Source organism: Streptomyces griseofuscus (assembly GCF_014673495.1).
In the GTDB taxonomy this organism is placed as follows: Bacteria; Actinomycetota; Actinomycetes; order Streptomycetales; family Streptomycetaceae; genus Streptomyces; species Streptomyces murinus.
In genome coordinates this window covers 6,628,481-6,641,109 of sequence record NZ_CP051006.1, presented here as the reverse complement: position 1 = coordinate 6,641,109, position 12,629 = coordinate 6,628,481, and the positions used below count along the sequence as shown (strand labels likewise).

12 protein-coding genes and 1 pseudogene are annotated in these 12,629 nt (G+C 72.7%); 4 read left to right on the top strand and 9 right to left on the bottom strand.

Going from position 1 to position 12,629, the window contains the following annotated elements; translation table 11 throughout:
- Both HEP81_RS30215 and HEP81_RS30210 read left to right on the top strand, forming a co-directional pair.
- Window positions 1-1,110 (top strand): IS630 family transposase, encoded by a 1,110-nt coding sequence (locus tag HEP81_RS30215; RefSeq protein ID WP_182786078.1) that lies wholly within the window; start codon window positions 1-3, stop codon window positions 1,108-1,110.
- A 252-nt stretch (window positions 1,111-1,362) separates the two neighbouring features.
- A complete protein-coding gene (locus HEP81_RS30210) occupies window positions 1,363-1,824 on the top strand; it encodes a MaoC family dehydratase (RefSeq protein ID WP_037658329.1) in 462 nt (153 codons plus the stop codon).
- A gap of 26 nt (window positions 1,825-1,850) precedes the next feature.
- Here HEP81_RS30210 and HEP81_RS30205 read toward each other — a convergent pair whose 3' ends face one another.
- The 3 genes and pseudogenes from HEP81_RS30205 to HEP81_RS30195 form a co-directional block, all read right to left on the bottom strand.
- Window positions 1,851-2,474, bottom strand: a complete 624-nt coding sequence (locus HEP81_RS30205) for a TetR/AcrR family transcriptional regulator (protein ID WP_037658327.1) — start codon at window positions 2,472-2,474, stop codon at window positions 1,851-1,853.
- 97 nt (window positions 2,475-2,571) lie between these two features.
- Window positions 2,572-2,856 (bottom strand): annotated as a pseudogene (locus HEP81_RS41695) (YiaA/YiaB family inner membrane protein); the annotation flags it as partial.
- 59 nt (window positions 2,857-2,915) lie between these two features.
- The gene (locus HEP81_RS30195) at window positions 2,916-4,067 is read right to left on the bottom strand and encodes an acyl-CoA dehydrogenase family protein (RefSeq protein ID WP_037658349.1); all 1,152 of its coding nucleotides are present in this window, start codon (window positions 4,065-4,067) and stop codon (window positions 2,916-2,918) included.
- A 67-nt stretch (window positions 4,068-4,134) separates the two neighbouring features.
- On the opposite strand from HEP81_RS30195, the gene HEP81_RS30190 reads away from it, so the two are divergent.
- Together HEP81_RS30190 and HEP81_RS30185 are read left to right on the top strand one after the other, a co-directional pair.
- Entirely contained in the window at window positions 4,135-4,776 is a 642-nt protein-coding gene (locus tag HEP81_RS30190; protein WP_037658348.1) for a TetR/AcrR family transcriptional regulator, read from the top strand.
- A 47-nt stretch (window positions 4,777-4,823) separates the two neighbouring features.
- Window positions 4,824-5,546 (top strand): ArsR/SmtB family transcription factor, encoded by a 723-nt coding sequence (locus HEP81_RS30185; protein ID WP_421673941.1) that lies wholly within the window; start codon window positions 4,824-4,826, stop codon window positions 5,544-5,546.
- Window positions 5,547-5,652: 106 nt separating this feature from the next.
- Here the strand turns inward: HEP81_RS30185 and HEP81_RS30180 are convergent, their stop codons facing one another.
- From HEP81_RS30180 to HEP81_RS30155, 6 genes are all read right to left on the bottom strand, one after another.
- Window positions 5,653-6,735 carry a Zn-dependent alcohol dehydrogenase gene (locus HEP81_RS30180; RefSeq protein WP_037658325.1) on the bottom strand — a complete coding sequence of 361 codons (1,083 nt, stop codon included), beginning with the start codon at window positions 6,733-6,735 and terminating at the stop codon, window positions 5,653-5,655.
- Window positions 6,736-6,751: 16 nt separating this feature from the next.
- The gene (locus tag HEP81_RS30175) at window positions 6,752-8,143 is read right to left on the bottom strand and encodes an aldehyde dehydrogenase family protein (RefSeq protein WP_037658323.1); all 1,392 of its coding nucleotides are present in this window, start codon (window positions 8,141-8,143) and stop codon (window positions 6,752-6,754) included.
- Window positions 8,144-8,230: 87 nt separating this feature from the next.
- Complete coding sequence (locus HEP81_RS30170) at window positions 8,231-8,866, bottom strand: class F sortase (protein WP_037658321.1); 636 nt, start codon at window positions 8,864-8,866, stop codon at window positions 8,231-8,233.
- On the bottom strand, window positions 8,853-9,512 hold the full coding sequence (locus HEP81_RS30165; protein ID WP_037658319.1) for a hypothetical protein: 660 nt from the start codon (window positions 9,510-9,512) through the stop codon (window positions 8,853-8,855). The genes HEP81_RS30170 and HEP81_RS30165 overlap by 14 nt, the downstream gene beginning before the upstream one ends.
- A 137-nt stretch (window positions 9,513-9,649) precedes the next feature.
- Window positions 9,650-11,896: a molybdopterin oxidoreductase family protein gene (locus HEP81_RS30160; protein ID WP_037658317.1), complete on the bottom strand. Its 2,247-nt coding sequence runs from the start codon at window positions 11,894-11,896 to the stop codon at window positions 9,650-9,652.
- 92 nt (window positions 11,897-11,988) lie between these two features.
- Window positions 11,989-12,606, bottom strand: a complete 618-nt coding sequence (locus HEP81_RS30155; protein WP_037658315.1) for a TetR/AcrR family transcriptional regulator — start codon at window positions 12,604-12,606, stop codon at window positions 11,989-11,991.
- Window positions 12,607-12,629 lie beyond the last annotated feature (23 nt).

Genomic DNA, 12,629 nt, shown 5'->3' with positions numbered 1-12,629 from the left:
ATGGGACGTCCTGGGCCGAGACTGGCCGAGTTGGTGTTGTCGGATCACGAGCGGCGGGTGCTCGGTGGGTTGGTGCGGGGGCAATCGACGCCGCAGGCTCTGGCGTTGAGGGCCCGAATCGTGCTGGCGTGCGCCGAAATGGAGCCTGATGGACTGCCCCGGTCGGCCAGTTCGGTGGCCGCTGCCGCCGGGGTGACCACGGAGACGGTATCCAAGTGGCGGGGCCGTTTCCTCAGAGACCGGCTGGACGGCCTGGGTGACGCGCCCCGCCCGGGCCGGGAGCGGACGGTCACCGATGAGCAAGTCGCCGAGCTGGTCCGGATGACGCTGGAGACGAAGCCGAAGAACGCCACGCACTGGTCGACACGCTCGATGGCCGAGCGGGTCGGCCTGTCCCAGTCCACCGTCTCCCGGGTCTGGCGGGCCTTCGGCCTTCAGCCCCACCGGGCCGAGTCATTCAAGCTGTCCACCGATCCATTCTTCGTCGACAAGGTCCACGACGTGGTCGGGCTCTACCTCGACCCGCCCGAAAGGGCACTGGTGCTCTGCGTCGACGAGAAGTCCCAGATCCAGGCACTGGACCGCTCTCAGCCTGTGCTGCCGATGATGCCCGGTGTCCCGCAACGGGCCAGCCACGATTACGTGCGCGCGGGCACCACGACGCTGTTCGCCGCTCTGAACACGGCCACCGGCAAAGTCATCGGCTCACTGCATCGCCGCCACCGCACTGCCGAGTTCAAGAAGTTCCTGGCCAAGCTGGAGCGCGAGATCCCGACCGGCCTGGAGGTGCACCTCGTCCTGGACAACTACGCCACTCACAAGACCGAGACGATCAAGAAGTGGCTGCTGGCCCATCCCCGTTTCCAGCTGCATTTCACACCCACCGGCTCGTCCTGGCTGAACCTGGTCGAGCGGTGGTTCGCCGAGCTGACCAGCAAGAAGCTCCGCCGCGGCGTCCACCGCTCCGTCCAGGCCCTCGAACGAGACATCCGGGCCTGGGTCGCCGACTGGAACGACAACCCTCGCCCATACGTCTGGACCAAGACCGCCGATCAAATCCTCGAATCCCTCGCCAGCTACTGCCGACGGATCAAAGACTCAGGACACTAGGGCCTGTCCGACCATTCCCGTCGTCGCCCGGAGGGCGGCCGCGCGGCGTCAGGTGCGTGCTCTCGGGGTGCCGGGCGTAGGCCCTCGTACTGGACGTACTCGGGTCTGCGCCCGGTGCCGCGAGAGTGCGTGCATGGCGTCGCACGGCAGACGGGAATGGTCGGACAGGCCCTGGGGCCTGTCCGTTGACATCGACCCGACACCCGACCATGCTAAGCAGTTGCTTAGGCAGACGATCGAGAGGCCGGGAACATGGCAGAACCGAGGATCTTCACCTCCCCCGCCGAGCTGAAGGCGGCCGTGGGCGAGCAGCTGGGCCACACGGACTGGCTGGAGGTCGACCAGAAGCGGATCGATCTCTTCGCCGAGGCCACCGGGGATCATCAGTGGATCCATGTGGACCCGGAGAAGGCCGCCGCGGGGCCGTTCGGGACGACCATCGCGCACGGCTATCTCACCCTGTCCCTGCTGCCGCTCTTCGGCCCCCAGCTGATGCGGGTCGACGGTGTGAAGATGGGTGTCAACTACGGCACCAACAAGGTCCGCTTCCCCGCCCCCGTCCCCGTCGGCTCCCGGCTGCGCGCCACCGCGACGATCACCGGCGTCGAGGACGTCACGGGCGGCGTCCAGGTCGCCGTCGCCTTCACCGTGGAGCGCGAGGGCGGCGACAAGCCGGTGTGCGTCGCGGAGTCGGTGTCCCGCTACTACCTGTAGACACCCGAAGTCGCCGCAGGGCGGGGCTACTTCGCCCCGACCATCCGCAGCACCAGCTCGGCGTACAGCTCGCCGACCGCCTCCGGCGTACGTGGCCCGTCGATGTTGAACCAGCGGGCCACGTCGATGCACAGCGACAGCACGGCGAGCGTGGTGCCCTGGACGTCCAGCACATCGAACTCGCCCGCGGCGACGCCGTCCTCGACGATCCCGCGCACCTCTGCGTCGACCTGCCGGCGCAGCCCGAGGATCTCGGCGCGGGCCTCGGGGCCGAGGGCGTCGAGCTCGTACTGCACGACCCGCGCGGTGGTGCGCCGCCCGGCGTGCCAGCGGACGAAGGAGCTGACCGCGTCGGCCAGCCGCTCCTTCGCGGAGCCCTCGCGGCGGGCCGCCGTGCGCAGGATGTCCAGGGCCTTGTCGTGACCGATGCGGCTGATCCGGTGGAGCAGCTCTTCCTTGGTCTTGTAGTGGATGTAGAGCGCGGCCGGGCTCATCCCGGCGCGGCCCGCGATGTCCCGGGTGGTCGTCGCGTGGTAGCCGCGCTCGGCGAAGGCCTCCACGGCGGCCACCAGCAGCCGCCGGGCCGCGTCAGGGGTGACCTCTTCCCACGGCTCCGCCTCGCCGCCGGTCGTCTCCGCCGCCGTACTCATCGCTCTTACGCCCCTCTCGGTGACAGGAGCACCACCATACCGCCGACGGTGAGCGAGCGCTTAGCGCAGCAGCCCGGAGGCCGTGCGAAGGGTCGAGCTTCTCGGCGAAGGGGACGTGCTCGGCGAGGAGCTTGTCCAGGCGGGCCTGGTCGACCCGGCTGACGATCTACCCGGCCTCCTGGCGGTCCCGGATCACCTTGGCGAGGGTGAAGGCGGAGGTGACGAGATACAGGACGGCGATCGCGAGGAACGCGCGCACCCATGCGTCGGTGTCCAGCCGGAAGATACCGACGGAGGTGGCCACCATGGCGATGGCGAAGGACGCGACGGCCTGGCCGTAGAAGGCGGCCGTGCTCTGCTGCTTGACCGATGTGTCACTCATGAGGGAGAGCATCGGCGCACCCGGCCCGCGTCACATCCGCTCAGCTACTCAGACGGTACTCAGAACGCCGAGACCCCGGTCAGGGAACGGCCGATGACCAGCTTCTGGATCTGGCTGGTGCCCTCGTACAGGGTCATCACCCGGGCGTCGCGCAGGAGTTTGCCGACCGGGTACTCGTCGATGTAGCCGTAGCCGCCGAACACCTGGAGCGCGTTGTTGGCGGCGCGGACCGCGGCCTCGGAGGCGAACAGCTTGGCCTTGGAGGACTCGACGGCGAACGGCTCGCCCCGGTCGATCAGATCGGCGACCCGCCAGGTCAGCAGCCGGGCCGCGTCCACGTCGACCGCGATGTCGCTGATCAGCTCCTGCACCAGCTGGTGGCGGGCGATCGGCTTGCCGAACTGCTCGCGCTCCCCCGCGTAGGCGACGGCAGCGTCCAGGGCGGCCCGGGCTATCCCGACGCACCCCGCCGCCACCGACATCCGGCCCTTGGCGAGCGCGGACATGGCGACCGAGAAGCCCTTGCCCTCCTCGCCCAGCAGCGCGGCGGCGGGCACCCGCACGTCCTCCAGAACGAGTTCGGCGGTGGCCTGGCCGCGCAGACCGAGCTTGCCGTGGATCGGGCGGCGGCTCAGACCGGGCGTGTCGGTGGGCACCAGGAAGGCGCTCACGCCCTTGTGGCCGGGGGCGTCGGTGGAGCGGGCGAAGAGCAGGACGACATCCGCCCAGGTGCCGTTGGTGATGAACATCTTGCTGCCGTTGACGACGTACTCGTCGCCGTCGCGCACCGCGCGGGTGGTGAGGTTGCCCGCGTCGGAGCCGGTGCCCGGCTCGGTGAGGCCGAAGCAGCCGACGTACTCGCCCGCGGTCAGACCCGGCAGCCAGCGCCGCTTCTGCTCCTCGTCCCCCCAGGCGGCGATCGTCTTGGCGACGAGACCGAGGGAGACGGACACGATGCCGCGCACCGAGGAGTCCCCGCGGCCCAGTTCCTCGGTGACCAGGCAGTACGAGAGGTGGTCGCCGCCGCAGCCGCCGTACTCCTCCGGGATCGTCAGCCCGAGGAAGCCGATCTCGCCGAGCTTCTTGACGATGCCCCGGTCGACCTCCTCGGCCCGGTCCCAGGCGATCACGTGCGGGGCGATCTCACGGGTCACGAAGTCCCGCGCGAGCCGCCGTACGTCCGCCTGCTCCTCGCTCAGCCCCAGGTTCACCACGAGATCACCTCTCCCATTTAAATTAGCACTGCTAGTTTACGAGTCCAGCCCTACTATGTGCGCCATGGCCCGACCGCGCAAGCCCCTGCTCAGCACCGACCGGATCGTCCGGACGGCCCGCGAACTCGTGGACCGGGAGGGTCTGGCGGCCGTCTCCACCCGTCGGCTCGCCGCGGAGCTGGGCGTGAGCGGGCCCTCGCTGTACAACCACTTCCGCACCAAGGACGAGATCCTGGAGGCGGTCGCGGACTCGGTGAGCGCGCTGGTCGATCTGTCGATGTTCGAGGACGGCCGGGCCTGGCGGACCGCGCTGCACGACTGGGCCGTCTCCTACCGGGCCGCGCTGCGCGCCCACCCGAACATCGTCCCCGTGCTCGCGCGCGGCCCCGGGCGCCGGCCGGCCGCGCTGCGGGTGGCGGACGCGGCGTACGGCGCGATGGTCGACGCGGGCTGGCCACCGGCGCAGGCCACGTCCATCGGGGCGCTGATGCGGTACTTCATCATGGGCTCCGCGCTCGGCTCCTTCGCGGGCGGCTTCGTGGACGACGCCAGCGCGTACGACCCGGCCGACTATCCGCATCTCGGGCAGGCCCATCTCCTCGCGGAGCAGCAGGAGAAGATCGACGAGCGGGCCTTCGAGACCGGGCTGAGCGCGCTGCTGGACGGCCTGGCGCAGCAGTACGAGCGGGTACGGCAGGACGCCTAGGCGGTCCTGTGACGACACTTCGGTACCGGCCGAAGTGTCCCGGGCGCATGCTGGGAGGCATGACCAGGATCGAGAACCCCCGGGCCGCGGGGCTCGCCGCGCTGGCCGGGCTGATCGCCGACGAGACCCGGGCCATGTGTCTGCTGGCCCTGCTGGACGGGCGGGCCTGGACGGCGGGCGAGCTGGCGCGGCACGCCGGGGTGGCCGCGTCCACGGTGAGCGAGCACCTGGGCAAGCTGGTGGCGGGCGGGCTGCTCGCCCAGGAACGCCAGGGGCGGCACCGGTATGTGCGGCTGGCCGACGCGCGGGTGGCGGCGCTGGTGGAGGATCTCGCGGCGCGGGTGCCTCCGGCGGCGGGGCGGGCGCGTACCCTGCGCGCGGCGAGCGCGGGGGCGGCGATGGCGCGGGGGCGTACGTGTTACGACCATCTCGCGGGGCGGCTCGGGATCGCGCTCACGGACGCGTTGACCGCGCGGGGGCTGTTGCGTCAGGACACGGGGTTCGCGCTGACGGACGCGGGCGTTAGGTGGTTCGCGGCGACGGGGATCTCCCTGACGCCGACCGGCCGCCGTCCGCTGGCCCGGGGCTGCCTGGACTGGACCGAGCGCCGCCCGCACCTGGCCGGTGTGGCGGGGGCGGCGCTCTGCCGGCATGCGTTGGACGAGGGGTGGTGCGAGCGGATCGGGAGCGGGCGGGCGGTCCGGGTGACGCGGGAGGGGGAGCGGGTGCTTCGCTCGCTGCTGGGGATCTCTCCGGGTGAGTTGGGCTGAGTCTCGGCCCCGGGGGCGGGGTGAGTGCCGCGTCGCCGGGTGCGGGCGCGTCATGGCTCGTCGCGCGGCTCCCCGCGCCCCTCAAGGGGCGTTTCACCTCGCCCCCTCAGAACACCACCAGCGCCCGTCCGCCCTTCCCTGCCTTCATGTTCTCGAAGGCGCCGGGGATGTCCGCCAGGCCGATCCGCTCCGTCACCAGGGCGGACAGGTCCAGACGGCCGGCGCGGACGTGTTCGGCCAGCACCGGCAGGTCCTGGGAGGGGTCGCTGTTGCCGTAGACGCAGCCGGAGAGGGTGCGGCCCCAGTGGAAGAGTTCGAGGGCGTTGAAGGTGACCTGCTGATCCTTGCCGCCGATGCCGACGACCGTCGTACGGCCGCCCCGCCGTGTGGACTCCCAGGCCGCGCGGATGCTGACCGCCCGGCCCGCGCACTCGACGGCGACGTCCACGCCCTGCTTGCCGGTGAGGGCGCGGATCTCGCGGGGCGTGGTCGCGGAGGCGAGGAGGAAGTCCGTGGCGCCGGCGCCGCGCGCCAGGTCCTCCTTCGCGGGCGAGACGTCGACGGCGACGATCCGGGACGCGCCCGCGATCCGGGCCGACTGGAGCGCGGCGAGCCCGACCCCGCCCGCGCCGAACACCGCGACGCTCTCCCCGGGCCGCACCCGGGCGCTGTGGTGGATCGCGCCGTACCCGGTGAGCACGGCGCAGCCGAGGAGCGCGGCGTCCGTGAGCGGCACCCCCGGCGGCAGCGGCAGCACGCAGGACGCGGAGACGACGGTCTCCTCGGCGAACGCGGCGACGTTCAGACCGGGGTGCAGCGGGGTGCCGTCGGCGGTGTGGGCGTGGACGGCGGCCGCGCCGTTGAGCGCGTTGGCGCACAGCCAGACCTCGCCGAGCGAGCAGGCGTGACAAGTTCCGCACGCGGGCGCCCAGTTGAGGACGACGGGCGCGCCGGGCGCGACATGGGTGACGTCCGGGCCGACGGCGACGACCGTGCCCGCGCCCTCATGGCCGAGCACCGCGGGCACCGGCACGCTCATCGTGCCGTCGGACAGGGAGAGATCGGAGTGGCACACCCCGGCCGCCGCGAGCCGGACCCGGACCTGTCCGGGGCCCGGGTCGGGCAGCTCGATGCCGGTTATCTCCAGGGGTGCGCCGACGGCGGGCAGGACAGCGGCTCGTACGGCCATGGTGGGCGGACTCCCTCTAGAACTGGAAGGACTTGGTCTGGAGGTACTCGTCGAGGCCGTGGCCGCCGAGTTCCCGGCCGACCCCGGACTGCTTGTAGCCGCCGAACGGGGCGCGCGGGTTGAAGCGGCCGCCGTTGATGTCGACCTGCCCGGTGTCCATGCGCCGGGCGAAGGCCACCGCCTCGTCCTCGTCACCGGCCCAGACCGCGCCGGCCAGGCCGTACACGGTGCCGTTGGCGATGCGCAGGGCGTCGTCCTCGTCGTCGTAGGCGAGGATGGAGAGGACCGGGCCGAAGATCTCCTCCTGGGCGATGGTCATCTCCGGGGTGACGTCGGCGAAGACGGTCGGGCTGACGAAGTAGCCCTGTTCGCGCGGCGCTTCGGGTCCGCCCGCGACGAGGCGGGCGCCCTCCGCGACGCCCTTCTCGATGTAACCGCGCACCCGTGCCCGCTGTTTGGCGTTGACCAGCGGCCCGATGCGGTCGCCGTACTTGGCGGCGGCGGCCGCGGCCAGTTCGACGGCCTCCTCGTACCGGTCGCGGTGGACCAGCATCCGGGTCCAGGCGCTGCACGTCTGCCCGGAGTTGGACATCACATTGGCGACGCCGACGTGGACCGCCTTGGCGAGGTCGGCGCTCGGCAGGATCACATTGGCGGACTTGCCGCCGAGTTCGAGGGCGACCCGCTTCACGGCCCCGCCGGCCAGCGCACCGATGCGGCGGCCGACCGCGGTGGAGCCGGTGAAGGAGACGAGGTCCACGTCCGGGTGCTCGGCCAGCGCCTGTCCGGCGACCGGTCCGAGCCCGGTGACGAGGTTGAACACGCCCGCCGGGACGCCCGCCTCGTGCACCGCCTCGGCGAACAACTGGGCGGTGAGCGGGGTGTCCTCGGCGGGCTTGAGGACGACCGTGCAGCCGGCGGCGAGCGCCGGGGCGACCTTGGCGACGATCTGGTGCAGCGGGTAGTTCCAGGGGGTGATCGCGCCGACCACGCCGACCGGCTCGTGCAGGACGGTGGAGTTGCCGACCTTCTCCTCAAAGGGGCGGCTCGCGGCGAGTTCGGCGTAGCTGCCGGCGACCGCGATGGGCAGGCCCGCGTGCACGGCCTCCGAGAAGGCGGGCGGGGAGCCGAGTTCGGCGGTGACCGTCTCGGCGATCTCCTCCTTGCGGGCCGCGAGCGCGTCCCGCAGCGCGGTCAGCCGGGCCGCGCGCTCGGCGGGCGGGGTGGCCGCCCAGCCGGGCAGGGCGGCGCGGGCCGCGCGCACGGCGGCGTCCACGTCGTCCGGGCCGGCGGCCGGGACCCGGGCGATGACCTGCTCGTCGGCCGGGTTCACGACCTCGATCAGATCGTCCGGACGCACGGCGGGGCGCCAGCCGCCGTCGATGTACAGACCGTCGTGTGCCTTCATGCTGCTTCCTCCCGGCGGATGCGCGTCGTCCGCCCCACAAACTAGCGGCGATAGTTTTCCGGCGCCAGACACTCTCGCCGAGCGGACTCACCTGGTCGCGGTGAGATGGGCGAAGACCACCACATTGCTGCTGTACCCGGTGCGCCTGCTGTACAGGCCCCCGCAGGTGAGCACGCGCAGCTCCGGGCGGCGGGCGCGGCCGTACACCTCCTTGTCGGGGAAGCCGGACTTGTCGAAGACCTGCACCCGGTCCACGGTGTAGACGGCGGTACGGCCGTCCGCGCGCCGCGCCTCGATCGTCTTGCCGGGCTTGACCAGCGGGAGCGCGGCGAACACCGCGGGCCCGGTGGGGGTGTCGCGGTGGCCGACGGCGATCGCGGTGCCCGCCTCGCCGGGGGTGGCGCCGCCCTCGTACCAGCCGGCCGCCTTGGGCCGGTCGAACGGCGGTGTCTCCAGCTGCCGGTCCTTGCCCAGCCGTACGCCGACGATCTGGGCGTCGATGCCGAGGGAGGGGATGCGCAGGGAGGCGGGCCGGGACCGGGGCAGCGGGCGGACCGAGCCTGGATCCGCCCCGGCGGCGACGGCCTCCGTGTGGTCCGGCGAGCCGTCGTCCCCGCACCGGCTGACGAGCGTCACCAGGACGGCCGTGAGGGCGGCCGTCCTGGCGAGGCGAAAGGCGCGGGTCCGGTACCAGGGCCTGCGTCTGCGCCTACGCGGCGCCATAGGGGCGACGGCGGTTGCGCCGGACGTACGCGGCCCCGCCGACCGCGATCAGACCCACCGCCGCGGCGGCACCCACCGGGGAGTACGCGGCCGCGGTGTCGACGAGACCGCCGCCGCCGGCGTGCACCCCGCCCTGCGGGCCGCCGTGGTCGCCGCTCTGGCCCCAGCTGGTGTCGTTGTGCTCCTGCTGGTGGTCGTCGATCTGGCCGGGCGCGCCCTGGTTGCCGTTCTCCCGGCAGTTGACCCGGAAGACCTTCTCCTTGAGGGCCCCGGCCACGGTCCAGGTGACCCGGTACTGGCCGTCCGCGAGGCCCAGCGGGTCGGTGTGCCCGGCGCCCCCGGCGAGCTGGATGGTGCCGGTGACGGTGGCGGAGGTGGGCAGCGGGGGCTGCGGCGTGATGGTGTAGGCGATGACGGGCAGGACGTCGAAGTTGACGGCGTCCAGGTAGAACCGGCAGACCACGGGGTCGTCCTTCGAGACGCCGTAAGGCGTGCCGACCCGGTGGACTCTGATGTCGCCGTTCTCCCCCTGGGCCATGGCGGTCGGCGCCGCCACCCACGACGCACCCGCCGCGGCGAGAGCGGTCAGGACGACGGTGGCGCCGGCGCGGGTACCGGCGGTGCGTGAGAATGTCCGGGTAGGCATACGCATTTCCTCCGAGTCAGACGATTTTCATACAAATCGATCTCGTCTGGACTCTGCCCAATGCGCACGACGCCCGACGGCATCGCGGCCCGGCGCGCCGTCAGATATCCCCCTGGCGGAGCAATATGACGATATGACTAATTCGACTCGCCGGGGAGCACCGCGGTCAGCTCCACGGGAATGCCGTTGAGGACCGCGTTGCCCGACAGCGGGTCGAGCAGGCTCCCGTCGAGAAGTTGGTTGACGTTGACGCCCGGCGTGGTGGCGGCGTGGCCGAGCCGGGTGCCGGGGCGGCCGTGGCCCCAGCCGTGCGGGAGGCTGACCACGCCGGGGCGTACCGCGTCGGTGACCTCGGCCGGTGCCACCACCTCTCCCCCGGCGCCCTTGACCCGTACCTCCGCGCCGTCCAGGACACCGAGCCGCCCCGCGTCCTCGGGGTGCAGATGCAGGGTGCAGCGGTTGGAGCCGCCGGTGAGGGCGGGCACGTTGTGCATCCAGCTGTTGTTGGAGCGCAGATGGCGGCGGCCGACGAGGACGAGCCCCGCAGGGCGTTCGGCGCGGGCGGCGCGCAGCCGGGGCAGATCGGCGGCGAGCGGTGCGGGCAGCAACTCCACTTTGCCGCTGCGGGTCTTGAGGGGTCCGGGCAGGCGCGGGCGCAGCGGGCCGAGGTCGATGCCGTGCGGGTGGGCGAGCAGCGCGGCCAGGGTCAGGCCGTCCGGCCTGGCGCCGAAGCCGTCGCCGTAGGGGCCGAGGCGCAGCATCAGGTCGAGCCGGCGCTCGGGGCCGGACTCACCGGTGAGCAGCCCGGCCAGTTCGCCCGGATCACGGCCGTACGCCGCCGAGTCGGGGTCCCGTACGGCCTTGGCCAGGGTCTGCTCGACGGCCAGGGCGTCCACGGCGCCGGGGTCGGCGCCGTGCATACCGGTGGCCGCGAGAGTGAGCCGGGCGAGGATCTCGCTCTCGGCCATCCGGCCTGGCTCCAGCGGGAGCGCGGGACGGTTGTAGCGGACCTGGTTGCGCACGGCGAAGGCGTTGAACACGAAGTCGTGGTGCGGGCTCTGCGAGGGCGGCGGCGGGGGCAGCACGACCTGGGCGTGGCGCGAGGTCTCGTTGAGGTACGGGTCGACGCTCACCATGAAGTCGAGGGAGCCGAGGGCCTTGTCCAGGCGGTCGCCGTCGGGCGCGGAGAGCACCGGGTTGGCGGCCACGACGATCAGTGCCCGGATCGGCTCGCCCTCCTCGGTGGCGGTGTCGATCTCCTCGGCGAGCGCGGCCAGCGGCAACTCGCCCTTGGCCTCGGGGAGTCGTCGTACCCGCGAGTGCCAGCGGCCCAGTTGGAAGCCGTGGCCGGGGCCCGCCGGGCGGGGGGCCCTGGCAGTGGCAGCCAGCGGGAAGAGGGCGCCGCCGGGGCGGTCCAGATTGCCGGTGAGGATGTTCAGGACGTCGACCAGCCAGCTGGCGAGGGTGCCGTGCGGGACGGTGCAGCTGCCGATGCGGGCGTAGACGGCGGCGGTCGGGGCGGCGGCGAGTTCCCGGGCGAGGGCGCGGATGACGTCCGCCTCGACGTCGCAGGCGGGGGCGACGGACTCGGGGGTGAAGTCGGCGAGCGCCGCGCGGAGTGCGGCGACGCCCTCGACATGCGGGGCGAGGGCGCCGAGGTCGACCAGGTCCTCCGCGAACAGCGTGCGGGCCATCGCGGCGAGCAGCAGGGCGTCGGCGCCTGGCCGTATCGCCACATGGCGGTCGGCGAGCCGGGCGGTGCGGGTGCGGCGCGGGTCGACCACGGTCAGCCGTCCGCCGCGCGCCCTGAGCGCCTTGAGGCGGCCCGGGAAGTCGGGGGCGGTGCACAGACTGCCGTTGGACTCCAGCGGGTTGGCTCCGATGAGCAGCAGATGGTCGGTGCGGTCCAGGTCGGGTACGGCGATGGCGTGGGCGTCGCCGAACAGCAGGCCGGCGGCGACATGCTTGGGCATCTGGTCGACCGTGGAGGCGGTGAACAGGCTCCGGGTGCGCAGGGCGCCGAGCAGCAGCGGCGGGTAGAGGGCTCCGGCCACGGTGTGCGCGTTGGGGTTGCCGAGGACCACACCGACGGCGTCGGGGCCGTACCGCTCCACCACGGGGCGCAGCCCGGCGGCGATCGCGTCGAACGCCTCCTCCCAACTCGCCTCGCGCAGCCGCCCGTTCTGCCGCACCAGCGGGGTGCGCAGCCGGTCGGGGTCGGCGTCGAGGGCTCCGAGGGCGGCGCCCTTGGGGCAGATGAAGCCCTTGCTGAAGACGTCCTCGGCATCGCCGCGGGCGCCGGTGATCCGGGCGCCCTCGATGGTGAGGGTCAGTCCGCAGGTGGCCTCGCACAGCGGGCAGACACGCAGGGCGGTGCGGGACACGGGTCCTCCCGGAGGGTCGGCGGCGCGGGAGCGCGGACACACCGGAGCCTACCGACCGGTTGGCATGTCGGGGAGCCCCTGTGGCCGACCGGTCAGTCCAGCAGGCGTCCCAGGTAGGCGCGCAGCAGTTCCCGGGTCTCGTGGATGATCGCCTCGTCGCCCTCCGGATCGAGCCGAAAGGCCAGTTGGACCAGGGTGTCCGCGCTCTCCACGGCGACCAGGAAGGCCCGCCGCAGCGCCTCGTCGGGGGTGCGGCCGATATAGCCGGCGAGCAGTTCGGAAAGCCGGTCGGCGATCCGGCTGTTGGGCTCCGCCTGGCGGGCGCCGACCGGGATCTGGTTGCCGAAGTCGACCAGGGAGAAGCCGGGCGCGGTGCGCTTCATCGCCAGGTACTCGTCCAGGACGGCGTCCATCGCGGCCCGCCAGTCCCCCGCCGCCGCCCGCTCCAGGCGCCCGATGACCTGCTCGATGTACAGCTCCAGATTGCGCTGCGCGAGGGCGTCGGCCATCTGCCGTTTGTTGCCGAAGAAGCGGTAGACCGAGCCGATGGGCACTCCGGCGCGCACCGCGACGGCTCGGGTGCTCAGACCGTCGTAGCCCACCTCGTCGAGGAGTTCGGCGCAGGCGTCGAGGATCCTGGTCAGCCGTTCGGCGCTGCGCCGCTGGACGGGGGCGCGGCGGAGCGAGGTCGCGTGGGGCACGGGCTTCATGATGCCTTTCCGCCGGGGTCCGG

Coding starts and splice junctions, on each gene's coding strand:
- HEP81_RS30215 (WP_182786078.1), top strand. CDS start 1: ATGGGACGTCCTGGGCCGAGACTGGCCGAGTTGGTGTTGTCGGATCAC.
- HEP81_RS30210 (WP_037658329.1), top strand. CDS start 1,363: ATGGCAGAACCGAGGATCTTCACCTCCCCCGCCGAGCTGAAGGCGGCC.
- HEP81_RS30205 (WP_037658327.1), bottom strand. CDS start 2,474: ATGAGTACGGCGGCGGAGACGACCGGCGGCGAGGCGGAGCCGTGGGAA.
- HEP81_RS30190 (WP_037658348.1), top strand. CDS start 4,135: ATGGCCCGACCGCGCAAGCCCCTGCTCAGCACCGACCGGATCGTCCGG.
- HEP81_RS30185 (WP_421673941.1), top strand. CDS start 4,824: ATGCTGGGAGGCATGACCAGGATCGAGAACCCCCGGGCCGCGGGGCTC.
- HEP81_RS30180 (WP_037658325.1), bottom strand. CDS start 6,735: ATGGCCGTACGAGCCGCTGTCCTGCCCGCCGTCGGCGCACCCCTGGAG.
- HEP81_RS30175 (WP_037658323.1), bottom strand. CDS start 8,143: ATGAAGGCACACGACGGTCTGTACATCGACGGCGGCTGGCGCCCCGCC.
- HEP81_RS30170 (WP_037658321.1), bottom strand. CDS start 8,866: ATGGCGCCGCGTAGGCGCAGACGCAGGCCCTGGTACCGGACCCGCGCC.
- HEP81_RS30165 (WP_037658319.1), bottom strand. CDS start 9,512: ATGCCTACCCGGACATTCTCACGCACCGCCGGTACCCGCGCCGGCGCC.
- HEP81_RS30155 (WP_037658315.1), bottom strand. CDS start 12,606: ATGAAGCCCGTGCCCCACGCGACCTCGCTCCGCCGCGCCCCCGTCCAG.